A 20,942-nucleotide genomic window follows, 5' to 3' on the forward strand; every position below is an offset into this window, starting at 1 on the left:
TGCCGCGACGGGCGCTCGCGTCAGGCCGGCGCCGTGCCGTCCTGGCCGTCGCCGTCGACCGGCTGCACGTCCTCGGTGGCGTCCTCCGCGTCCATCGGCGGGTCGAGCTGGTGGAACCGCGAGTAGATCGCCCACACCACCGACACCAGCGGCACGGCGATCACCGCGCCGAGGATCCCCGCGGTGAGCGTCCCGCCGGTGACCGCCAGCGCGACGACCACCGGGTGCAGCGAGACCTGCTTGCCCATGACGAGCGGCTGCAGGACGTGCCCCTCGAACTGCCCGATCAGCGCGATGCCGATGCCGACGACCGCCGCCTGCAGGGCGCCGTTCGCGGCGAGCGCGACGATCATCGCGACGACCATCGCCGCGGGCGCCCCGACGAGCGGGATGAACGCGCCGATGAGCACCAGCACGGCGAGCGGCGCGGCGAGCGGCACCCCGATGATCGACAGCAGCACGAAGGCCAGCACGCCGTCGGTGACCGCGATGATCACGGTCCCGCGGGTGTAGCCGGAGAACGTGTACCAGCCGGCGCCGCCCGCGGTCTTCCAGGACTCCCGCACCGTCGCGGGCAGCTGGTTGACGAACCACGTCCACATGTCCTGACCGCGCGCCAGGAAGAAGATCGCGCAGAACACGGCCAGCGCCATCGCGGTGAACACCTCGACCACCGACCCGGCGGACGCCGCCGCCTGGCTGGCGAGGTCGCCGGCGTGCTGCTGGATCCACTCGCGGCCGGTGTCGATCCACTCCGCGATCTGCTCGTTGGTGATCGAGACCGGCAGCGGCCCGTTCTCCAGGAAGTCGACGATCTGGTCGATGCCGTCGCCGAACTGCTGGGACAGGTCCTGCCACTGGTTCGCCACGGAGTAGCCGACGTAGAACACCATGCCGGCGAGCACGAGGAACCCCGACAGCAGCCCGAGCGCGGTCGCCAGCGGCCGGGGCATGACGCGGCCGTAGAAGTCGACGAGCGGCCGAAGCACGGCGGTGAGGACGAACGCGATGAACACCGCGACGAACAGCAGCTGCACCTGCGCGGTGGCGTAGAACACGACCCCGATGCCGGCGAGGAGGACCAGCAGCCGCCACGTCACCCCGGCGGACGTCCGCAACCACCGCGGCACGCCGTCCCCGGGCTGCTGCCCGGCGCTCACCCGCCGCTGCCCGGCCACCCGCCGGGCGCCCGCGCCCGTGGAGGTGCCGGTCCGGGCGTTGCTCTGCTCCGCCATCGTGCGCGCGCCCCTTCCGGCCGTCGTGGCCCCACGTCCGCCGTCCGGCCCGGCTCCGGGGCGCCACCGCCAGTGTGCCCCCACCTGCGGATGCGTGCCCGGCCGCCACTCCGTGCTATGTTTTCTGCCGCACCTGACGGGTCGTCGGGGCGCCGACGTGCGCACCGGTCCGATCCTCGGGAGACACCCTGTCCGGGTGGCGGAATGGCAGACGCGCTAGCTTGAGGTGCTAGTGCCCGTATAGGGCGTGGGGGTTCAAGTCCCCCTCCGGACACTCGTTGAGACAGCGACGACGAAGGCCCCGATCCCGCCAGATCGGGGCCTTCGTCGTGCGGCGGGCCGGTCGCCGATGGAGGGCAAGGCGCTGATCACCCCGCAGACCCCCGATGGCTGGCGGATCGTCACCATCATGCGTCGGTGAGCCTCGGCGTGGCTTCCGGTCCCAGGAGCCCGGTAGCTGGACGCCGCTGACATCCCGGGTCGAGCCCCCGAAGTCGGGCCTGGCGCGCGGCGTCGTCTCGCGGTACCGCGGGGTGCCGCTGTTCCGCGAACTGCCCTGGCGCGCATTCGCGGATGGGCACCACCTACCCAAGCCGTGCACGGGGCGCACCTACGCGTCTGATCGCCGGTGATACTGCTCGCCACTGCGTCGTCTGGCGCTCGCAGTGGGCACGGAGCAGGGGGTGGTATGGAACGGTGCGATACGCAGGACGACGGTCCGCTGCTGCACTGCTTTCCGCATGGCGGTGGCACCGCTGAGGCTTTCCGGCGGTGGCCGGCGTTGTTCTCGCCCGCCCGCGTCGTCGTCGGTCCGGGTGAGTGTGGTGCTTCGTCAGTCCACGAGATCGTGCAGCGGTGGCGCTCGATCACGCCCGATCGTTCCGGGGTCTACTACGGACACAGTCTGGGCTCGCTGGTCGCGTTCGAGGCCGCAGCCTCTGCGCTGCTGGACGGCCGGCCCGACCAGACCCCGACAGCGCTGGTACTCGGCGCCCCTCCGGATCCAGGCGCTGAGATGGCTCAGCGACTCGGGTCGATCGGGTCGCACGACACCGCGATCGCAGACCTCGTCGCGATCCTCAGGCGCTACCACCCGTCGACACCTCGGCTCCCCCTGCAGGTGCTCGTCCTCCATGGCGACGTGGACGTGATCGTCCGGGCGGACGAGGCGGCCGGCTGGGTGGCTCGGGGAGGTCCAGGATCGCAGCTCCTGAGGCTCGAGGGCGCAGGACACATGTTCCACCTGGCGCCGATGTCTGGCTGGGTCACCCCGATCCGAGGACTGCTGGATCGAAGGGTGCACGCGTGATGAGCGATGGTCCCGCGACCCAGGCCCGGGCGCGCCAGTTCCGACGCGCCGAGCTGGCGAGCTTCCTGCGTGCCCGGCGGGCCGAAGTACGTCCCGAGGACGTCGGCCTGCCCGGCGGACCACGTCGTCGCACGCCCGGTCTGCGTCGCGAAGAGGTCGCCGTCCTGGCGCAGGTGGGGGTGTCCTGGTACACGTGGATGGAGCAGGGGCGAGAGCTGACCGTCTCACCGGCGGTGCTCGACGGAATCGCCCGTGCCTTGCGGCTCACGCCCTCCGAGCGGACCTATCTCTTCGAGGTGGCCGGCGCGGCACCGCCGGTTGCTGACTCCGACCCGGACGAGCTGGCTCGGATCACGGACCTCGTGGAGTCGATGGCTCATCGGCCGGTCTACGCGGTTGATCGGTACTGGAACGTGCTCGTGGCCAATCGGCTGTCCCAGTACCTGTTCGGGATCGAGCCCGGCCACAACTGCTTGACGGGCTTCTTCACGAACGACGAGATCGCCCTGCGGTACCCGTTCCGCGAGATCGCAGGTTCGATGATGGTCGCGCAGTTCCGGGCGCACGCGGCGCGCTTCGCCGGCGATCCTGGGTTCGAGCACATCGTGGAGGCCCTCATGGCGTCCTCGGCCGAGTTCCGGGTGCTGTGGGACCGTCACGTGGTCGGCGTGACCCCCCACGTCGACCTCGTGTACGACCATCCCCACCTCGGCAGGTTGACCTTCTTGCCGACCGTGCTCACCTCGACGATCGGTGCCGGGCTTCGGCTCTTCGTCTACGCACCCAAGCCGGGTACCCCGACGACCCAGGCCCTCGAACGGATGGAGTAGCGGGTGTCGAGCGAATGGGCACGTCCTGGCCGCGTGCACCAGGTGACCGTCGGTGAGGTGGTCGCGACCTACCTTCCCGACGGGCACGTGGAGCTGCATCCCGACCGTTGGTTCGCGCCGACGTCGACCGGCCGTGAGCTCGAGGGTCGTCCCGAGCTGATCTCATCCCGAGGCATGCTGGTGGGGTCGATCGGGGCGCTGCTCCTTGAGGGCCCCGACTGGCGCTTGTTGGTGGACGCAGGTCTGGGACCGGCGCACGTGCCGGCTGAAGCGACCCACCCCGCGCTCGGGGCCATGCACGGAGGCGAGCTGCGCAGCCACGCCGCGCGCCTGACGGGCGTCGACGCGGTCGTCTTCACGCACTGGCACGACGATCACGTGGGCTGGGCCCGCGCGGGCTGGCCCGGTTTCGCTGGTGTGCGCGCCGTCCCGCACCTGATCGGCCAGGGGGAGATGGCGCCGGCGCACTGGCGGCGCGTCGTGGAGGGCGAGGAGGTCGCCCCGGGCGTCCGGGTGCTCAGGACGCCAGGGCACACCCCTGGACACCTGTCCCTCCTGGTCACGAGCGGTCATCGCCGGCTCCTTGTGCTGGGCGACGTGATGCACAGTCCGGTGCAGGTCGAGCACACGTACCTCGCGTCGTGCTTCGACACGGACATCCACGCCTCTGGATCGTCCCGGTCCCGCGTGCTCCACGAGCTGGCCGTACCCGGAACTGTCGGTGCGGCGACGCACTTCGCCGACGTCCCGTTCGGCACTCTCCGTGAAGGACGCTGGGACCCTGTGACGGACATGCTGGTGGTGCCGCCACCAGGATGACCGCTCCCACCTGCGGGACGGTCTGGATGCCGGTGGAACGTGGTCCGAGGGTGGATCCATGTCCACCACCACAGCTCCGCGGTTGACCCGGAGCGAAGTCCTCGTCCTGGTCGTGCTGCTGGCCGCACAGTTCATGTTCGCCCTGGACTTCTCGATCGTGACCGTCGCGCTGCCGGTCATCGGTGACGACCTCGACATGGGGCCCGGGGCGCTGACCTGGATCGTCACGCTGTTCGCGCTGTCGGCTGCGGGCCTGATGCTCCTGATGGGCCGCATCGGTGACTACTACGGGCGCAAGCGGCTGTTCCTGATCGGGATGGCGCTGCTCACCGTCGGGTCCCTTGTCGGCGGACTGGCGAACAGCGCGACGGTGATCTACATCGCCCGTGTCGTGCAGGGTGTCGCCACCGCCATCACGGCGCCCTCAGCCCTGGCGCTTCTCACGACGTCGTTCCGTGAGGGCCCGGCGCGAAACCGCGCACTCGGGCTGAACGGAGCGCTGCTGTCGCTCGGGTTCGCGGCTGGATCCGTCCTCGGGGGCGTGCTCACCCAGCTGTTCGGATGGCGCTTCACCTTCTTCATCAACGTCCCTGTCGGTCTCGCGGTGCTGGCGGTCGCGCCCTTCGTCATCCGGAACTCCTCCGAGCCGACGCGCCAGCGCCTCGACATCCCCGGTGCGATCACCCTCACGGGCGCCCTGCTCAGCCTGGTTCTGGGGCTGACCCGGGCCGAGGACCACGGGTGGTCCGACTCCGGGACCGTCGCGCTGCTGGCAGCCGCAGTCGTGCTCGCCATCGCGTTCTGGATGATCGAGTCCCGATCGCCGCACCCGCTGGCCGCCGTCACGATCCTCAAGCGCCGCTCGGTCGCGCTGGGCAACCTCGGCGGACTGGCGACGTTCTCCATGGAGAGCGGCAAGGTCTTCCTGCTCACGATCTACCTGCAGCAGGTCCTCGGCGCGTCGGCGCTCCAGACGGGTGTGGCGTTCACCGTGCTCGGAGCGGGTGCGTTCACCGGCGGCGTCGTCGCTGCGCGCGTGATCAACCGGATCGGGGCTCGATCGACCCTCGTCCTCGGCCTGCTGGTGCAGGCGGTGACCGTGATGTCGTTCCTCGCTCTCGGGCACGACTTCGGGTTCGGGTACGGCCTGATCCTCATCATGACCGCGATCGGCGGGTTCGGGCACGTGCTGGCGATCGTCTCCTACACCGTCGCGGTCACCTCGGGCCTGCCCGACTCCGAGCAAGGGCTCGCCACCGGCTTGACGGCGATGACCCAGCAGGTCGCGTTCACCCTCGGCACGCCGGTGCTCGCGGCGATCGCCATCGGCGCCGGCGCGACCGCCGCGGCAACCGTCGGCGAGAGGCTCACCGGAGTGCACACCGGACTCGTCGCCAGCGGGGTCATCCTGTTCGTCGTCGCAGCCCTCGTTGCCGGCCTGTACCGGGTGCCGCGCAGCGGTTCGGGGCAGACCGCGTCGGAGCCCGCGGACGTGGCGGTCCGATGAGTGCTCCATCGGCGGATGGGCCTTCGATCGACGATCTCCTCGGTCCTCGCCACGGCCGGTTCTTCGGCGATGGGTACCGGCGCACCGCACCACGGCTGCGGGACCTGCGCGTCGACCACCGTTCGACGGAGTCCACACTCTCAGGTTCGGCCGGGGTCCACGCCTCTCACGCCTGGTCGGTCAAGGACGGTCGACGGCAGCGCCCGCACCTGGCCACCACGGACGTGCTCGCCCTGACGGCTCAGTGCGTCGGCGCGTTGCTGGCCTTGAGGTTCGACCCCGCTACTGCCGCAAGGTCACTGGTCACGGACGTGCAGCTGGTCGCGGGGAACGAGCCTCATGAAGACGACCTCGAGGAGTTTCCGCTGGTCGCCGAGCTGCGCGTCGAGTCGGAGCACACGTCGTCGGTCACCTTCACGGCGCACGTGGGCTCGATGACCGCGACCGGCACGTTGACCCGCCCGGCTGCCGTGCCGAGCATGGCGAACCTCGCCGCCTCGGCGAGCGAGACGCTGGCGCTGTGCCGTGGCCCGTACGGAACGGCACTGCCCGCGAGGTCGCAGAACCTCGTCTCCGTGCGCACCGACGGCTCAGCGGCTCGAGCGCTGTCGCTGCTCGCGTGCTCGGCGCACGGCTGCTCGGAGCACGTCGGGCTGGAGGCCGCCTTCCAGCCCGCGTACACCCTCGTGGACGTCTTCGTCGCCACGCTCCAGCTCGGTCAGGTCCTGCTGTACGACCTGGACTCGATCTCGCGCGCGTCCAGCAGCACCTTGTGGATGCGCACCACCCGCCTGCAGACGACGGGCCCGCTCGAGATCGGGACCGACCCGATCGAGATCGACGTCGCGCTGCAGCGCGCTCGCCTGATCACGAAGGACGACGCCACCTGGCGACTCGCCGACATCGTCGGTCACCTCGGCCCGTACCGGTCACGGGCGTCCGTCGCCCACCAGATCCCCTCACCGACCCGCTGAGCGATACCGCTCGCAGCCGCAACGAACCCGCGCGCGAGAGCGCGGCTTCTCGAATCCGAAAGGACCCGCAGATGAGGCTGGCTGTCTCTGGCACCTACTCCACCGGGAAGACGCTCACCACGATGGCGCTGTCGCACTACACGGGGATCCCTCGTAGCGCGGCGATGACCATGCGCGAACTGCTGCCCGTCTCCGTCCCGGGCAAGACGCTCGAGGAGTGCACGGGCGCCGAGATCCTGATGCTCATCACCCGACGCAACACCGAACGAGCGGTCAACGAGTCACACCTCGGGAACGACTTCATCTCTGACGGGTCGTCCCTCCACGAGTGGATCTACGGGACGGTGCGCGTGCTCGTGGGTATCAACCCCTCGGCCAACACGACCCTGGACGACGTCGAGCGCACACCCGAGCTGGAGTTCTTCGAGGACGTCATCACGCAGCTCGGTGTCCCTGCGAAGCAGCACGCCAAGGGCGGCTACGACGCGTTCGTCCGGCTTCCCGTCGAGTTCCCGATGGTCGAGGACGGCCACCGGCCGGTCAACGAACGGTTCCGGATCCTCGCGGACTCCATGATCCAGGACCAGGTGGACGCCCTCGGGATTCCCACCTTCACCGCGGGGGGCAGCGTCGAAGAGCGGCTGATCGCGATCACCGAGCACTTCGACCTGCCGCGCGTGGTCAGCGTCGACGAAGCCATCCGGCGAGCGAACGAGGACTACGCCGCGATCGACACCCGCGGTGAGCTGGAGCGTGAGCGTGCCGTCGTCTAGCCGGCAAGCCGTCCTCGCAGGCTGGGGTGCCTACGCCCCGCCGCGCGTCGTGACGAACGCCGACATCGAGCGCGAGCTCGACACCACCGACGCCTGGATCACCACGCGGACAGGGATCAGGGAACGCCGCTGGGCGGACGACTCCACGTCCACCGGAGACCTTGCGGTCCGCGCCGGCCGCGCTGCGCTCGAGTGCGCGGGTGTCGTCGACGTCGACCAGGTCATCGTGGCGACGACGACTCCCGACCACCCCTGCCCGGCCACCGCGCCCTGGGTCGCGAACGAGCTCGGTCTCGGGGGCGTCCCCGCACACGACGTCAACGCGGTCTGCTCGGGGTTCCTGTACGCGCTGAGCGGTGCCCGAGACGCGATCCTCGCCGGCTCCGCGGACCGCGTCCTGGTCATCGGTGCGGATCGCTTCACCACGCTGGTCGACCCCACCGATCGGGCCACTCGTGTGCTCTTCGGCGACGGCGCGGGTGCGGCGGTGCTCCACGTCGGTGGCGGAACGCGAGGGGTCGTCGGGGACATCACCCTCGGCTCGGACGGCTCGAACAAGGACCACATCGTCGTGCGCGCCGGGGGCGCTCGTCTGCCTCTCACAGGCCAGACCGCCACCGCGGACCGGTACTTCGCGATGGCCGGGCAGGAGGTCTTCCACGCGGCCGTGACGCGGATGGTCGAGGCTGCGCGACGGGCGCTCGAAGCCGCTCGCTGGACGACGGACGACGCGACCTGGCTCGTGGCTCACCAAGCCAACCGGCGGATCCTCTCCGCGGTCGGACGCGCCCTGAACCTGCCCGAGGATCGGGTGCTGCTCGATGTCGAGCACTTCGGCAACACCTCTGCGGCGTCGATCCCGATGGCGATCAGCCACAACGCCCATCGGTTCCGAGCCGGCGACCACCTTGTCCTGGCCGCGTTCGGAGGCGGGACGACGTGGGGCGCCACCACCCTCACCTGGCCCGACGTTCCTGGCCGGCTCACACACCACATCACGCCCCGAGTCGAAGGAGTATCCGATGTCCTCCCTCAGCAGCAGCGTTCCTGACGAGGCCACGATCGCCCGTCGTATCGTCCGCGACATCCCGGAGGTGCCGAGCAGCTTCTCCCTCGACCTGCCGTTCGACGACGCCGAGATCGACTCCCTCGTCCTCGCCGAGGCCGCTGCTGTGGCCACGCTCGTCTACCACGTGCCTGTCCACGACTGGGAGCTCCGCGAAGCCGGGACGATGCGCGAGGCCGGTGTGCTCATCAAGGAGCGCATCGCCTCGACCCTGGCGACGATGTGACCGATCGTCGGCCGGCGCGCATCGCACTCATCGGGCCCTACGGAGCGGGCAAGACGCGGGCACGTCCGGCCGCTTGCGGTGTGTCCGGGGTCGTGCGGTCGATGCTCGCCGACCGGGGCCGCGGGGTCACCTCCTCACCGCAGCACCCCGCTGCGCATCACCTCCGCGTACCAGCCCGCGCTCGCCTTGGGCGTCCGCGCGAGGGTCGAGCGGTCGACGTGCACGATGCCGAACTTCTTGCTGTACCCGTACGCCCACTCGTAGTTGTCGAGCAGCGTCCACAGCAGGTACCCGCGCACGTCGGCGCCCTGCTCGACGGCCTGGTGCACGGCGGCGAGGTGGGAGCGCAGGTACGCGATCCGGTCGGGGTCCTGGACGACGCCGTCGACGACGTCGGTGTCGTCGTACGCGGCGCCGTTCTCGGTGATGACGAGGTGGGCGCCGGCCGGTCCGGTGACGTCGCGGTGCAGGGCGAGCAGGAGGTCCCGGAACGCGCCGGGGTGGTTCTCCCAGTCCATGGCGGTGCGGTCGGCCCGGGTGCGGACCCAGCGGGCGCCGCGCGCGGTGAGCCACGGGGACACCTCGGTGCGGGCGGACGCCCCGGAGGGGGAGACGGCGCCGGAGCCGTCGGGCGCCCCGACGACCCAGGAGTTGTAGTAGTTGACGCCCAGCACGTCGACGGGCGCGGAGATGGTCGCCAGGTCGCCGTCGTGCACCAGGTCGTCCGGCCACAGCCCGGCGACGTCGGACAGGAACCCCTCCGGGTAGGCGCCGTGGAAGACCGGGCCGGTGAAGACGCCGTGCTGGGCGTCGGCGACGCGGCGGGCGGTGTCGACGTCGGCGGGGTCGGACGGGTCGAGGGGGGAGTACCGGGAGAAGTTCAGCGTGAGGCCCAGCCGGGCGCCGGGGTCGGCGTCCCGCAGGGCCCGGGTGGCGAGGCCGTGCGCGAGGTTGAGGTGGTGCACGGCCCGCAGCGCGGCGACGTCGTCCTGGATGCCGGGCGCGTGCTGACCGCCGGCGTACCCGAGGAACGCGGAGCACCACGGCTCGTTGAGGGTGGTCCAGGTGCGGACCCGGTCACCGAGCGCGGCGTGCAGGTCGAGCGCGTACTCCGCGAACCGCTCGGCGGTGGACCGCTCCGCCCACCCGCCGCGCTCCTGGAGCGCCTGCGGCAGGTCCCAGTGGTACAGCGTGGGCCACGGCTCGATGCCGGCGGCCAGCAGCTGGTCGACGAGGCGGTCGTAGAACGCGACGCCCTGCGGGTTGACCGGGCCGCCGTCGGGGCGGACGCGCGCCCACGACGTCGAGAACCGGTAGGTCCGGACGCCGAGGTCCTGCATGAGCCGCACGTCCTCGGCGCTGCGGTGGTAGTGGTCGCACGCGACCTCGCCGTCGTCGCCGTTCTCGACGGCACCGGGGACGCGGGCGAACGCGTCCCAGATGGAGTCGGTGCGGCCGTCGGAGTGGGCGGCGCCCTCGATCTGGTACGCCGCGGTGGCGACGCCCCACGCGAAGCCGTCGGGGAACCGGCGCGGGCCGAGCGGGTCCGGCGCGGGCCACGGCGACGGCGGCAGGGCGGTAGCGGCGCCGGCGCCGGCCGCGGCGGCCCCGGTCACGCGCCCGCTCCCGTCGCGACCGCCACCGCGCCGGCCAGCGGCTCGCCCACGGGCTCGCCCAGCAGCTGCCCCGCGTGCCGCAGCACGCGCGGGTCGAGCACCGCCTCCGCCTCCAGCGGCACCCCGGCCGTGAGCGTGAACACGGCCTCCTCGCCCGGCAGCAGGCTGACCAGGGAGGCGTCGACGCGCGCGTCGGGGTGCGCCCGGTCGGCGAGCACGGTCACGTCGCGCACGTAGGAGCGGGCGCGGACGGTGACGACGGCGCCGTCGGGCGTGGTGCGGACGTCGGCCTCGAGCGCGTCCGGGTCGAGCGCCTGGTCGACCACCTCCGCCAGGTCGTGCACGACCCGCGCGAAGCCCGGGACGTCGACGGTGACGACCTCCCGCGCGGGGTCGTCGGACGTCAGGACGTCGCCCGGCACGGCGACCCGCGCGACGCCGCGCGCCGGCACGGTCACCGGGAGCGTGGCCCGCGCCACGACGTCGCCGTCCAGCCGCACCCGCTGCAGGACCGCCTCGCCGGCGTACGCCTCGTCGGTGTCGTTGTGGAGCACGAGCGCGTGCGTGACCTCGCCGCCGCCCGCGGCCTCGTACCGGTCCGCCGGGCCGGCGGCCAGCGAGCCCACGAGGGGCGCGGACAGCGGGTCCGCCGGCTGGATGGTCGCGAAGCGCGGGGCGTACACGTCGCGCAGGGCGTACCAGAGCGGCTTGCGGCGCTCGCCGTGGTCGACCGCCGCCCAGGACACCACGGGCCAGTCGTCGTTGAGCTGCCACACCACCGTCCCGGTGCAGTACGGCGCGAGGGACCGGAAGTGCGCGATGCCGAACCGCAGGGCGTGCGCCTGGTTGAGCTGCGTCGCGAAGTGCCAGTCGTCGATGGTGCGCGGCTCGGGCAGGTGCCCGCGCAGGCCGCGCGCCAGCTTGAGGTTGCCGTTGTTCGCCTTCTGGTGGACCAGCAGCTCGGCGCCGTCGGGGTCGAGCGGGGCGTCGTGGACGACGTCGAACAGCGTGGTCCACGCCGCGGGCCCCTGGAACCCGAACTCGGCCACGAAGCGCGGCAGCCACTCGGTGTACGCGCGGTAGTCCTTCTCGTTCCAGACGTCCCAGACGTGCACGGTGCCGTCGGTCGGCAGGTTGGGGGACAGGTGCGCGTCGGAGGAGTAGGGGCTGCCGGGGATGTACGGCCGGGTCGGGTCGAGCTCGGCGAGGATCTCCGGGAACATCCGGCGGTAGTAGTCGTCGCCCCAGGTGCGGCCCTGGAGCGTCCCGCGCCAGCCCCACTCGGCGTACCCGACGAGGTTCTCGTTGTTGCCGTTCCACAGCACGAGGCTGGTGTGCCGGCTCAGGCGGGTGACGGCCTCGCGGGCCTCGGCCTCGATCTCCTCGGCCAGCCACGGCTCCTCGGCGTAGGCGGCGCAGGCCAGCAGGAAGTCCTGCCAGACGAGCACGCCCTCGCGGGTGCAGATCTCGTACAGGTCGTCCGCCTCGTACATGCCGCCGCCCCAGATGCGCAGCAGGTTCATGTTCGCCTCGACGGCGTCGGCGACGCGGCGCTCCAGACGGTCCCGGTCGACGCGGGTGACGAACGCGTCGTCCGGGATCCAGTTGGCGCCGCGCACGTGGACGGGCCGGTCGTTGACGAGGATCTCGAAGGGGTGGCCGTGGGCGTCGGCCTCGGTGCGCAGCCGGACGGTGCGGAACCCGAGCGCGTGGGTCCACCGCGGTCCGGGCTCGCCGGTGGCCCCGCCCAGGACGGAGACCTCGACGTCGTACAGCGGCTGCGCGCCGTGCCCGCGGGGCCACCACAGCTCGACGTCGGGGACGGCCACGGTGACGGCGCCGGACCCCCGGACCGCGGCCGTGGCGGTCGCGCGCACCCGGCCGTCGCGGGACACGGTGACCCGCACGGGGCGCGTGCGGGGGACGCCGTCGTCCACGAGGTCCACGTGCGCGGTGAGCAGCCCGGCGTCGCCGGCCACGTCCACGAGCGGGCGGACCGCGTCGATGCGGACGTCGCTCCAGCCCTCGACGGCGATCGACTGCCAGATGCCCGACGTCGCGACGTCGATGCCCCAGTCCCAGCCGAAGTTCGACGCCGTCTTGCGCAGCGCGTTGTACGGGTGGTGGTTGACGTGGAACAGCGGGCCGCCGTTCTCGCGCTCGCGACGCTCGGCGGCGGGGACGGGGGCGTCGAAGGTGACCTCGATGCGGTTCTCGCCCTCGACGAGCAGGTGGTCGACGCCCCAGCGGTAGGAGCGGTTCTGGTTCGCGGTCTGCCCGACGACGGTGCCGTTCAGCACCACGGTGGCCAGGGTGTCGAGCCCGAGGGCGACGAGGTCGTGGCGGTCCTCGCCGTCGGGCGCCCAGGTGAACGTGCGGGCGTAGCGCCAGACCGTGGAGCCGATCCACTGCTGGGCGGCCTCGTTGTCGGCGTCGAACGGCTCGTCGATCAGGCCGGCCGCGAGCAGGTCGAGGTGGACGCACCCGGGGACCGCGGCGGGGACGTCCCGCCCGAGCAGGTGCGGCGGGACCTCTCCCGACAGGGCCGTGACCGTCCAGGGGCCGTCGAGGCTGAGGGAGGGCATGCGGGGTCCTCTTTCGCTGAGCGGGGAGCCGCGTCGCTGCGGCCTCCTCCACTATCGCCGGACTTTGTTAGGCGAGTCAAGTAAGGCGGGGCAGGGCGTCGGCGCCACGGCTCAGCGCGGCGAGAGCGCCCGCTGCAGCACGAGGGACGCCGCCCCGACGGCCGCGGCGTCCGCGACCTGCCGGGACAGGGCCACCCGCACCGGGTGGCGGTCGGCGGCGAACGCCTCCTGGGCGAGCCGCTGCTCCAGGTGGCGCAGGTACACCGTCCCGGCCACCGCGAACGCCGGCCCGGCGAGCACCACCGAGTCCAGGTCGAGCAGGTCGGTGAGCGCGAGCACCGCGTCCGCGAGGTGCTCGGCGGACTCCTCGATGAGCTCGAGCGCGACCTCGTCGCCCTGCACGGCGGCCGTCGCCACGGCGTCGAAGTCGTTGTCCCAGTCGCCGCCCGGGTCCAGCCGGATGCGCGTCGCCGTGCCGGTGGCGACCAGCGCCCGCGCCCGCTCCGCGACCGACCGCGGCACGACGACGTCCTCGACGGCCCGCCCTCGCCACACGCTGCCGCGCCGCACGTTCAGGTGCCCGATGGCGCCGGTGTTGGAGCTCGCGCCCCGCAGCACGGACCCGTCGAGCACGATGCCGGCGCCGACGCTGGCCCCCATGTGGATCGTGCAGTGGGCGCGGGAGTCGGCGCTGGTCCCGCCCCAGAACTGCCCGAGCGCGGCGGCGCTGGCGTCGTTGTCGACCACCACGGGCAGGCCGGTGAGCCGCTCCAGCTCGGCGCGCAGCGGGTGGCCGCCCCAGCCCGGCAGCGAGCGCGACCGCAGGATGAGGCCGCGGTCCACGTCGAGCAGCCCGGGCGTGGCCAGGCCGATCCCGACGATGCGGGCGGCGTCGACGCCCGTGGTGACGAGCAGCTCGCCGATGACGCGCGCCACCTGCTCCAGCACCTCGCCGGGCTCCCGGTCCCGGGCGCCGCGGACCCGCGCGCGGCCGATCATCGCGCCGACCGCGTCGACCACCGTCACCACGACCCAGTCGGCCGCGAGCTGGACGCCGAGCGCGCAGATCGCCCGCACCTCCAGGGTGAGCAGCACGCGCGGCTTGCCGCCCGTGAACTCGCGCTCGCCGGTCTCCCGCAGCAGCCCGTCGTCCAGCAGCGAGCGCACGACGTGCGAGATCGTCGCCTGCGTCAGCCCGGTGAGCTCGGCGAGCTCCGCCCGGCTGGCCGACCCGCGCAGCCGCAGCGCGTCGAGGACGGCGCCCCTGCTCGCGGGGTGCCCGCGGACCTGGCTCATGGGCTCCTCGGCTCCCTCGCGGCGGACGCGACGCGCGGCGCCGCTGACGCAGGCGATGATCGCACAGCGCCGCCGCCCGGACGGGCGACCGGCCATACTGCCCTCATGCAGCCCACCCGGACGCCGCCCGCCGCCGGCGTCGTCGTCGGCGCCGTGGTCCGGCGGACCCGCGGGCACCGCGGCCTCGCCCCGTTCCACACGGCGCTGTTCGACGGCATGGAGCACGTGCTCGCCGAGCACGGCGGCCACCTGCTGGTGCACCTGGTCGCGACCGCCGAGGAGGAGACCGCCACCTACGAGCGGTGGGCGGCGGCCGGGACCGTCTCGGCGGTGCTGGTCAGCGACCTGGTGACGGACGACCCCCGCATCGCGCTCTGCCGGGACCTCGGCCTGGCCGTGGTTCTGCTGGGCGAGCACGACCGCACGGACGTCACGCGCATCGACGTCGACAACGACGCCGCGATGGGCGCGGCCGTGGACTTCCTGGTCCGCCTGGGGCACACCCGCATCGGGCGGGTCTCCGGGCCTCCGGAGCTGTTCCACACCGCGATCCGAACGCGGGCGTTCGCGCGGCACGTGGCCGCGGCGGGTGCGCACGGGACGACCGTCGAGGGGGACTACAGCGCCGACTCCGGCGCGGCGGCCCTGCGCGCGCTGCTCGCCGAGGACCCCGGCGTGACCGCCGTGATGTTCGACAACGACGTCATGGCGGTGGCCGCGCTCGACGCCGCCGCGGCGCTGGGCCGGCGCGTGCCGCAGGACCTGTCGCTGCTCGCGTGGGACGACTCGCCCGAGTGCCGGCTGGCGCACCCGCCGCTGTCCGTCGTGGCGCGCGACATCCGCGGGCTCGGGCTCCGGTCGGCCGAGGTGCTGCTGGCGCCGGAGCCGGTGCGGGTCGTCCAGGCCCGGGGGGTGCTCGTCGTCCCCCGCGGGTCGACGGCCCCGCCCGCCCCGCCCGGTCAGTCGGGTCAGCCGGGTCAGTCCGCCCGCGTCACCTCCAGCACGAGCGCCTGACCGGGCGCGAGCAGCGGCAGGCGCACCCCGGCGCCGGCCAGCGCCGCGCCGGCGAGGTGCACCTCGCCGCGGGCGAGCCACGGCGGGGGCTGGACGTCGAGCGCCGCCGGGACGGCGAGCTCCGGCACGGGACGCACCCGGTAGCGGCTCGCCGCGTCCAGGCCCGGCACCCGCAGCACCGTGGGCAGCGCGCGCGGTCCCGTCGTGGTGCGGGCCACCCGCACCACTGCCGCCGAGCCGTCCGGGGCGACCACCTGCGTGACGTGCAGGCCCGGGTCGGGCTGCTCGGGGTGCCGCACCGCCCCGGTGTGGAGCAGCCCGCGCAGCCGCCGGTACGCCGCGATGCCGGACCGGAGCTGCTCGAGCTCGGCGGGGGAGCAGCCGGTGATGTCCCACTCGACGCCGGCCGAGCCGACGAGCGCGACCGCGATGCGCAGCCCCAGGTCGGAGACCCGTCGCGTGGTGTGCGCGCGCTCCGGCCCGACGTGCGAGCCGATGAGCTCCGGCGGCACCAGCAGCTCGGTCCAGCGCTGGATCTCGAGGCGCTCGAGGGGGTCGTTGGTGTCGGACGCCCACACCCGGTCGGTGCGCTCGAGGATCCCCAGGTCGACGCGCGCGCCGCCCGACGCGCACGACTCCACCTCCAGGCCGGGGTGGCGCTCCCGCACGGCGTCGATCAGCGCGTACACCGCCTCGGTGTGCCGGACGACGCCCGCCCGCCCGTCGTGGACCGCCTCCAGCAGGTCGCGGTTCTGGTCCCACTTCAGGTAGCCGACCCCGGAGGCGGTGACCACCGCGGAGATCGCCTCCAGCAGGTAGGCGGCGACCTCCGGCCGCGCGACGTCCAGGACGTGCTGGTGCCGCCAGGTGCGCCCGGGCGCGCCCGCCGGGTGCAGCAGCCAGTCGGGGTGCGCGCGCGCCAGGTCGGAGTCCGGGTTGACCATCTCCGGCTCCACCCACAGGCCGAGCTCCATGCCGAGCCCGTGCACCACGCGCGCGAGCGGGGCGAGGCCGTCCGGCCACACCCCGGCGTCCGTCCACCAGTCGCCGAGCCCCCGGCGGTCGTCGCGCCGGCCGTGGAACCAGCCGTCGTCCAGCACGAACCGCTCGACGCCCACCTCCGCGGCGACCTCCGCGAGCCGGGTCAGCGCCGGGAGGTCGTGCCGGAAGTAGACGGCCTCCCACGTGTTCAGCGTCACCGGCCGGTCCCCGCGCGGGTGGCCGGGCCGGGCCCGCAGCGAGGCGTGGAGCCGGTCACCCAGGCCGTCGAGGCCGGCGTCCGACCACACGAACACGACGTCCGGCGTGCGGAGCCGCTCGCCGGGAGCGAGGCGCACCTCGCCCGGACGCAGCAGCACCCCCGCGCCGAGGACGGTCGGCGCCTCGGGCAGCGCGTCCACGCGGTAGACGGCGTCCGCGCTCCACGCGAGGTGCACCGCCCACACCTCCCCGTGGCCCGAGCCGAAGCCCGGGGTGCCGGCCACCAGCAGCGTGGGGGCGTCGTGCCCCGTGCGGCCGCGCCGGGTCTCGCGCGCGTGGCTGCCCTGCGTGAGCGGGCGGCGCTGCGGGCTGCGCTCCCGCGTCCAGCGTCCGGCCAGGTCCAGCAGCTCCGTCGCCGCGTCGCCCACGGGCACCGTCGCCTCGAGCGCCGCGACGTCGACGGCCGTGGCGCCGGTGTTCTCCAGCTCGTGACGCACGCGCAGCACCCCCGCGGCGTCCAGCTGCAGGCGGGTGCGCAGCGCGAGGCCGTCGGCGGTGCCGGTCAGCTCGAGCACGCCGTCGCCGGCCACGACCTGCGTCGGGCCCCACGCCGGCAGGAGCAGCCGCCCGTCGCGCGAGCCCGCGAGGCCCGGGCGACCGGCCCACCCGTCGTGCTCGCCCGGCAGCACCGTCAACGGCCAGGGCTCGTCGAGGGCGCTCGACGAGACGGTGCGCCCGAGCGCCGCCCGGAGCTCCGCGCCGTCGCCGAGGTCGCCGAGGTCGGGGCCCCAGTGCAGCACCTCCGGCAGGCCCGTCGCGGGCACCGACAGGACGAGGTCGACGCCCGCGCGTCGCAGGCGGTGCAGGCGCGGTGCGGGGGGCCCCGGGTCGTGCCGGGCGTCGTGCCGGTCGTCGCGCCCGTCGTCCTGCGCGGCGTCGTGGTGGGCCAACGTGGTCACCGGGCACCCCTCGTGTCGTCGTCGGCCGCCGCCGCCCCGACCGTGGCGTGCGGCGCGGCGCCGGACTCGTCGACCACCGCGCAGCCGCCCGCGGGCAGCGTGAGCACGGGGCCGACCGCACGGCCGGTCACCAGGTCGGTCCCGGCGGCGACGATCTCGGCGTCGGCGTCCGTGTGGTTGAGCAGGAACAGCACGCCGCCCCCGGGCGTGAGGCGGCGCACCGCCTCGACCCCCGGCGGCGCCTCCGCGGCGGGCCGCAGGTCGAGCCCGGCGACCACCTGGTCCAGCACCGCGGCGGCCGTGGCCTCGCCCAGCCGGGCGCCGACGTACCAGACGGTGCCCGCGCCGTGCCGGTGCCGGGTCACGGCGGCGCGCCCGGCTCCGTCGCCGTCGGCGTAGCGCAGGACGGGCTCGGCACCGGCCAGCACGGTGTCCTCCGTCCACTCGTGCACGGTGCTGCCGTCGTCCAGGTGCACCACCTCGTCGCGCTGCAGGGGCCGGAACTCCTCGGTCCAGACGCCGAGCCAGTCGCGGTACGCACCGGGGTAGCCGCCGGGGATCACGCGGGAGTCCCGGTCGACGATCCCCGACAGGTACGTGATGAGCGCCGTGCCGCCGTCCGCGACGTAGCGCTCCAGGCGGGCGGCGCGCTCCGCGTCGGTGACGAAGAGGTTCGGCACCAGGACCAGCTCGTACCCGTCGAGCTCCGCGTCGGCGGGCAGCACGTCCACGAGCACCTGACGGTCCCACAGCAGGCCGTGCCACAGCCGGGGCTCGCGGGAGTAGCGCAGGGCACGGTGCGGCTTGAGGCCCTGCTGCAGCGCCCAGCCCGACTCGTCGTCGACCAGCAGCGCGACGCGGGCGGGCTCGACGGGCGACCCCGCCACGTGGGCGAGGCGTCGCAGCACGCCCCCGAGCTCGACGACCTCCCGCCAGACGCGGGTGCCCGTGCCGGCGTGCGGCAGCATCGCCGAGTGGAACTGCTCGGTCCCGGCGGTCGACGCGCGCCACTGGAAGAACAGGGCGCCGTCGGAACCGCGGGCGACGTGCGCGAGCGCGTTGCGCAGGATCTCCCCGGGCGCCTTGGCCCGGTTGCGCTCCTGCCAGCTGGGCGCCCCGGTGGAGTGCTCCATGAGCAGCCACGGCGCGCGGTCGCGCGACATGCCGCGCACGCGGTCGCCGGCGAACGCGAGGTCCTGCGCGCGGCGCGGGTCCGCGACGAGCGTGTAGTGGTCGGTGGCCACGACGTCGACCTCGCGCGCCCAGGCCGCGTAGTCGACGACGTGCGGCCCGACGCCGACCATGAAGTTGGTGGTGACGGGCGCCTCGCTGCGCTCCCGCAGCACCGCGGCCTCGGCCCGGTAGTGGTCGAGCAGCTCGTCGGAGGAGAACCGCTCGTAGTCGAGGAACAGCCCGGGGTTCGGCACGTCCCGCTGGCCGCGCGGCGGCTCGATCTCCTCCCAGTCGCCGAACCGGTGGCCCCAGAACGCCGTGCCCCACGCGGCGTTGAGCGCGTCGAGGCTGCCGTGGCGCTGCCGGAGCCAGCGGCGGAACGCCGCCGCGGAGACGTCGCACCAGCAGCGCGCGTTGCCGCCGCCCAGCTCGTTGCTGACGTGCCAGAGCCGCACCGCCGGGTGCGAGCCGTAGCGGTCGGCCAGCGCCGTGGTCATCCGCAGCGCGTACTCGCGGAACACCCGGTTGCTCGGGCACCAGCCGAGGCGGCCGCCGGGGTGCAGCGGGACCAGGTGCGCGTCGACCGGCAGGAGCTCGGGGTGCCGGCGCAGGAGCCAGCTCGGGGGAGCGGCGGTGGGCGTCGCCAGGTCGACGGCGATCCCGGCGTCGTGCAGCAGGCCGAGCACCTCGTCGAGCCAGGCCCAGTCGTACTCGCCCTCGCGCGGCTCCAGCAGGCCCCACGAGAAGACGCCGACGGTGACGATCGTGACGCCGGCCTCCTGCATGAGGCGGACGTCCTCGCGCCAGACGTCGGGCGTCCACTGCTCGGGGTTGTAGTCGCCGCCGAACGCGAGCCCCGCGCTCAGGACGGGTCGGACGGGCCGGGCGTGGGCTCCGGCGGGCGCGGCGGGCGCGGCGTGCGAGGACGCGGTCACAGCATCTCCCTCGATGTCGGTGGACGGCCAGACTCCAAGGCGGGGACTTGGTTTGTCAAGCAACGAAACTAAGCCGGCCGCGCGCGCACGCCACCGGCGGCGGGCGGAGAGCGGTGCGGAGGCCCCGCGGGGGTCAGGACGCGGACTCGAGGTACGCCCGGATGGCCGTCACGGCCCCGGCGCGCGCCCACTCCGTGAAGTCGAACGGCTGCACGTCGAGCGGGGTCACCGCGTCCTGCGGGTCCCGGTGGTGGGCGACGGCCGCCCAGACCGCGTCCGGCGCCAGGCGCATCACGGCGAGGCCGTCGCCGGTCAGCACGATCTTCTCCGGGTCGAGGGTGTTCGCGACCGTGGCGATCAGGACGCCCAGCGCCCGCCCGGCCTCCCGGAACGCCAGCACCGCGGCGGGGTTCCCGCGCTCCGCGAGGGCGACGGCCTCCTCGTACGTCGTGCCGGGGGCGCCGAGCGCCGCGGCGATCGCGCTGCTCACCAGGTAGACGCTCGCGCAGCCGCGGTGACCGAGCCCGCAGATGGGCCCCGAGGGGTCGATGCGCAGGTGGTCCAGGCGGCCCGCCCGGCCCGTGGCGCCCTGGATCATGCGGTCGTCGACCACGAAGCCGAACCCGAGGCCCGTGCCGACAGTGAGCAGCGCCAGGGACCGGCACCCGGCGCCGGCGCCGAACCAGTGCTCGGCCGCCGTGAGGGCGCGCACGTCGTTCTCGGTGGTCACGGGCAGTCCCGTGCGGTCGGAGAGGGCGGCGCTCATGCGCACGTCGCTCCACCCGAGGTACGGCGAGGACACGACGACCTGGTCGCGCCCCGCCCCGAGCAGGTCGCCGGCGAGGCACACGCCGACCGCCCGCAGGCCCGGGTGCGTCGCCCGCTCCCGGGCGACGAGGGCCGCGAGCTGGTCGACGACGTCCTCGAACGCGCGCGAGGTGATGGGCTCCTCGGACGTGGCGACCACCCGGGCGGTGAGGTCGGTGACGGCGGCGTAGAGCACGTCGCCGGTGAGCTTCACGCCGAGCAGCCGGTAGGTGTCGGTGCGGGCCTGGAGCAGCTCGCTGGGGCGCCCGGTGCGGCCGCGCAGCTCCACGCCCACCTCGCCCACCAGCCCGTGCGTGACCAGGGTGCGGGTGACGCGGGTGAGGCTCGCGCGGGACAGCCCGAGGCGCTGGGCGATCTCGGTGCGCGACTGCGGGCCGCGGATCAGCACCTCGCGGAGCGCGGCGCGCTCGGCCTGGTTGAGCGCCGGCCACCCGCCGGTCGCGCGGGGTGGCACCGCCTCGGTCGTCGCCTGCGCCATGGTGCGCGTCCTCTCGTCACCGACGTCCCTGGTCCCGGCGGGGTGCGGGCCCGGAGGGGACGTGCGGACATCGTCCCGCAGGGGGACCGCGTCCCCGCTGATGACACGCATCGTGGCAC

At 73.9% G+C, this 20,942-nt stretch carries 16 protein-coding genes and 1 tRNA gene; 10 read left to right on the forward strand and 7 right to left on the reverse strand.

The features are described 5' to 3' along the window. Nucleotides 1–20 precede the first annotated feature (20 nt). On the reverse strand, nt 21–1,235 hold the full coding sequence (locus AAHH18_RS08580; protein ID WP_283320540.1) for an AI-2E family transporter: 1,215 nt from the start codon (nt 1,233–1,235) through the stop codon (nt 21–23). Between the two features lie 190 nt (nt 1,236–1,425). Here AAHH18_RS08580 and AAHH18_RS08585 point away from each other — a divergent pair. From AAHH18_RS08585 to AAHH18_RS08625, 9 genes are all read left to right on the forward strand, one after another. Further along, a tRNA-Leu gene (locus tag AAHH18_RS08585) sits at nt 1,426–1,509 on the forward strand. A 414-nt stretch (nt 1,510–1,923) separates the two neighbouring features. Beyond that, nucleotides 1,924–2,544 (forward strand): thioesterase II family protein, encoded by a 621-nt coding sequence (locus tag AAHH18_RS08590; RefSeq protein WP_343301320.1) that lies wholly within the window; start codon nt 1,924–1,926, stop codon nt 2,542–2,544. Next, nucleotides 2,544–3,374, forward strand: coding sequence for a helix-turn-helix transcriptional regulator (locus tag AAHH18_RS08595; RefSeq protein ID WP_343301321.1), 831 nt, complete (start codon nt 2,544–2,546; stop codon nt 3,372–3,374). Before AAHH18_RS08590 ends, AAHH18_RS08595 begins: the two co-directional genes overlap by 1 nt. Nucleotides 3,375–3,377: 3 nt before the next feature. After that, nucleotides 3,378–4,193, forward strand: a complete 816-nt coding sequence (locus AAHH18_RS08600; protein WP_343301322.1) for an MBL fold metallo-hydrolase — start codon at nt 3,378–3,380, stop codon at nt 4,191–4,193. A gap of 58 nt (nt 4,194–4,251) precedes the next feature. Beyond that, entirely contained in the window at nt 4,252–5,700 is a 1,449-nt protein-coding gene (locus tag AAHH18_RS08605; RefSeq protein WP_343301323.1) for an MFS transporter, read from the forward strand. Then, entirely contained in the window at nt 5,697–6,674 is a 978-nt protein-coding gene (locus AAHH18_RS08610; RefSeq protein ID WP_343301324.1) for an AvrD family protein, read from the forward strand. Before AAHH18_RS08605 ends, AAHH18_RS08610 begins: the two co-directional genes overlap by 4 nt. Before the next feature lie 71 nt (nt 6,675–6,745). After that, nucleotides 6,746–7,447, forward strand: a complete 702-nt coding sequence (locus AAHH18_RS08615; RefSeq protein WP_343301325.1) for an AAA family ATPase — start codon at nt 6,746–6,748, stop codon at nt 7,445–7,447. Further along, nucleotides 7,434–8,498, forward strand: coding sequence for a beta-ketoacyl-ACP synthase III (locus AAHH18_RS08620; RefSeq protein WP_343301364.1), 1,065 nt, complete (start codon nt 7,434–7,436; stop codon nt 8,496–8,498). The genes AAHH18_RS08615 and AAHH18_RS08620 overlap by 14 nt, the downstream gene beginning before the upstream one ends. Further along, a complete protein-coding gene (locus AAHH18_RS08625; protein WP_343301326.1) occupies nt 8,470–8,739 on the forward strand; it encodes a hypothetical protein in 270 nt (89 codons plus the stop codon). The genes AAHH18_RS08620 and AAHH18_RS08625 overlap by 29 nt, the downstream gene beginning before the upstream one ends. Nucleotides 8,740–8,873: 134 nt before the next feature. Here AAHH18_RS08625 and AAHH18_RS08630 read toward each other — a convergent pair whose 3' ends face one another. The 3 genes from AAHH18_RS08630 to AAHH18_RS08640 form a co-directional block, all read right to left on the reverse strand. Continuing rightward, nucleotides 8,874–10,355 carry a GH1 family beta-glucosidase gene (locus tag AAHH18_RS08630; protein ID WP_343301327.1) on the reverse strand — a complete coding sequence of 494 codons (1,482 nt, stop codon included), beginning with the start codon at nt 10,353–10,355 and terminating at the stop codon, nt 8,874–8,876. Beyond that, nucleotides 10,352–12,940, reverse strand: a complete 2,589-nt coding sequence (locus AAHH18_RS08635; RefSeq protein ID WP_343301328.1) for a glycoside hydrolase family 2 protein — start codon at nt 12,938–12,940, stop codon at nt 10,352–10,354. Before AAHH18_RS08635 ends, AAHH18_RS08630 begins: the two co-directional genes overlap by 4 nt. A 111-nt stretch (nt 12,941–13,051) precedes the next feature. Next, nucleotides 13,052–14,236 carry an ROK family transcriptional regulator gene (locus AAHH18_RS08640; protein ID WP_343301329.1) on the reverse strand — a complete coding sequence of 395 codons (1,185 nt, stop codon included), beginning with the start codon at nt 14,234–14,236 and terminating at the stop codon, nt 13,052–13,054. Between the two features lie 105 nt (nt 14,237–14,341). Here AAHH18_RS08640 and AAHH18_RS08645 point away from each other — a divergent pair, with 105 nt between their 5' ends. Further along, nucleotides 14,342–15,250, forward strand: a complete 909-nt coding sequence (locus tag AAHH18_RS08645; RefSeq protein WP_343301330.1) for a LacI family DNA-binding transcriptional regulator — start codon at nt 14,342–14,344, stop codon at nt 15,248–15,250. Here AAHH18_RS08645 and AAHH18_RS08650 read toward each other — a convergent pair. The 3 genes from AAHH18_RS08650 to AAHH18_RS08660 form a co-directional block, all read right to left on the reverse strand. Next, the gene (locus AAHH18_RS08650) at nt 15,214–17,409 is read right to left on the reverse strand and encodes an alpha-galactosidase (protein ID WP_343301331.1); all 2,196 of its coding nucleotides are present in this window, start codon (nt 17,407–17,409) and stop codon (nt 15,214–15,216) included. The two genes, AAHH18_RS08645 and AAHH18_RS08650, sit on opposite strands and share 37 nt — an antisense overlap. After that, entirely contained in the window at nt 17,406–19,517 is a 2,112-nt protein-coding gene (locus tag AAHH18_RS08655; protein WP_343301332.1) for a beta-galactosidase, read from the reverse strand. Before AAHH18_RS08655 ends, AAHH18_RS08650 begins: the two co-directional genes overlap by 4 nt. Before the next feature lie 133 nt (nt 19,518–19,650). Continuing rightward, the gene (locus tag AAHH18_RS08660; RefSeq protein ID WP_343301333.1) at nt 19,651–20,823 is read right to left on the reverse strand and encodes an ROK family transcriptional regulator; all 1,173 of its coding nucleotides are present in this window, start codon (nt 20,821–20,823) and stop codon (nt 19,651–19,653) included. Nucleotides 20,824–20,942 lie beyond the last annotated feature (119 nt).

It is taken from the genome of Cellulomonas olei (genome assembly GCF_039548315.1).
GTDB lineage: Bacteria > Actinomycetota > Actinomycetes > Actinomycetales > Cellulomonadaceae > Cellulomonas.

Coding starts and splice junctions, on each gene's coding strand:
- AAHH18_RS08580 (WP_283320540.1), bottom strand. CDS start 1,235: ATGGCGGAGCAGAGCAACGCCCGGACCGGCACCTCCACGGGCGCGGGC.
- AAHH18_RS08590 (WP_343301320.1), top strand. CDS start 1,924: ATGGAACGGTGCGATACGCAGGACGACGGTCCGCTGCTGCACTGCTTT.
- AAHH18_RS08595 (WP_343301321.1), top strand. CDS start 2,544: ATGAGCGATGGTCCCGCGACCCAGGCCCGGGCGCGCCAGTTCCGACGC.
- AAHH18_RS08605 (WP_343301323.1), top strand. CDS start 4,252: ATGTCCACCACCACAGCTCCGCGGTTGACCCGGAGCGAAGTCCTCGTC.
- AAHH18_RS08610 (WP_343301324.1), top strand. CDS start 5,697: ATGAGTGCTCCATCGGCGGATGGGCCTTCGATCGACGATCTCCTCGGT.
- AAHH18_RS08615 (WP_343301325.1), top strand. CDS start 6,746: ATGAGGCTGGCTGTCTCTGGCACCTACTCCACCGGGAAGACGCTCACC.
- AAHH18_RS08625 (WP_343301326.1), top strand. CDS start 8,470: ATGTCCTCCCTCAGCAGCAGCGTTCCTGACGAGGCCACGATCGCCCGT.
- AAHH18_RS08635 (WP_343301328.1), bottom strand. CDS start 12,940: ATGCCCTCCCTCAGCCTCGACGGCCCCTGGACGGTCACGGCCCTGTCG.
- AAHH18_RS08640 (WP_343301329.1), bottom strand. CDS start 14,236: ATGAGCCAGGTCCGCGGGCACCCCGCGAGCAGGGGCGCCGTCCTCGAC.
- AAHH18_RS08645 (WP_343301330.1), top strand. CDS start 14,342: ATGCAGCCCACCCGGACGCCGCCCGCCGCCGGCGTCGTCGTCGGCGCC.
- AAHH18_RS08660 (WP_343301333.1), bottom strand. CDS start 20,823: ATGGCGCAGGCGACGACCGAGGCGGTGCCACCCCGCGCGACCGGCGGG.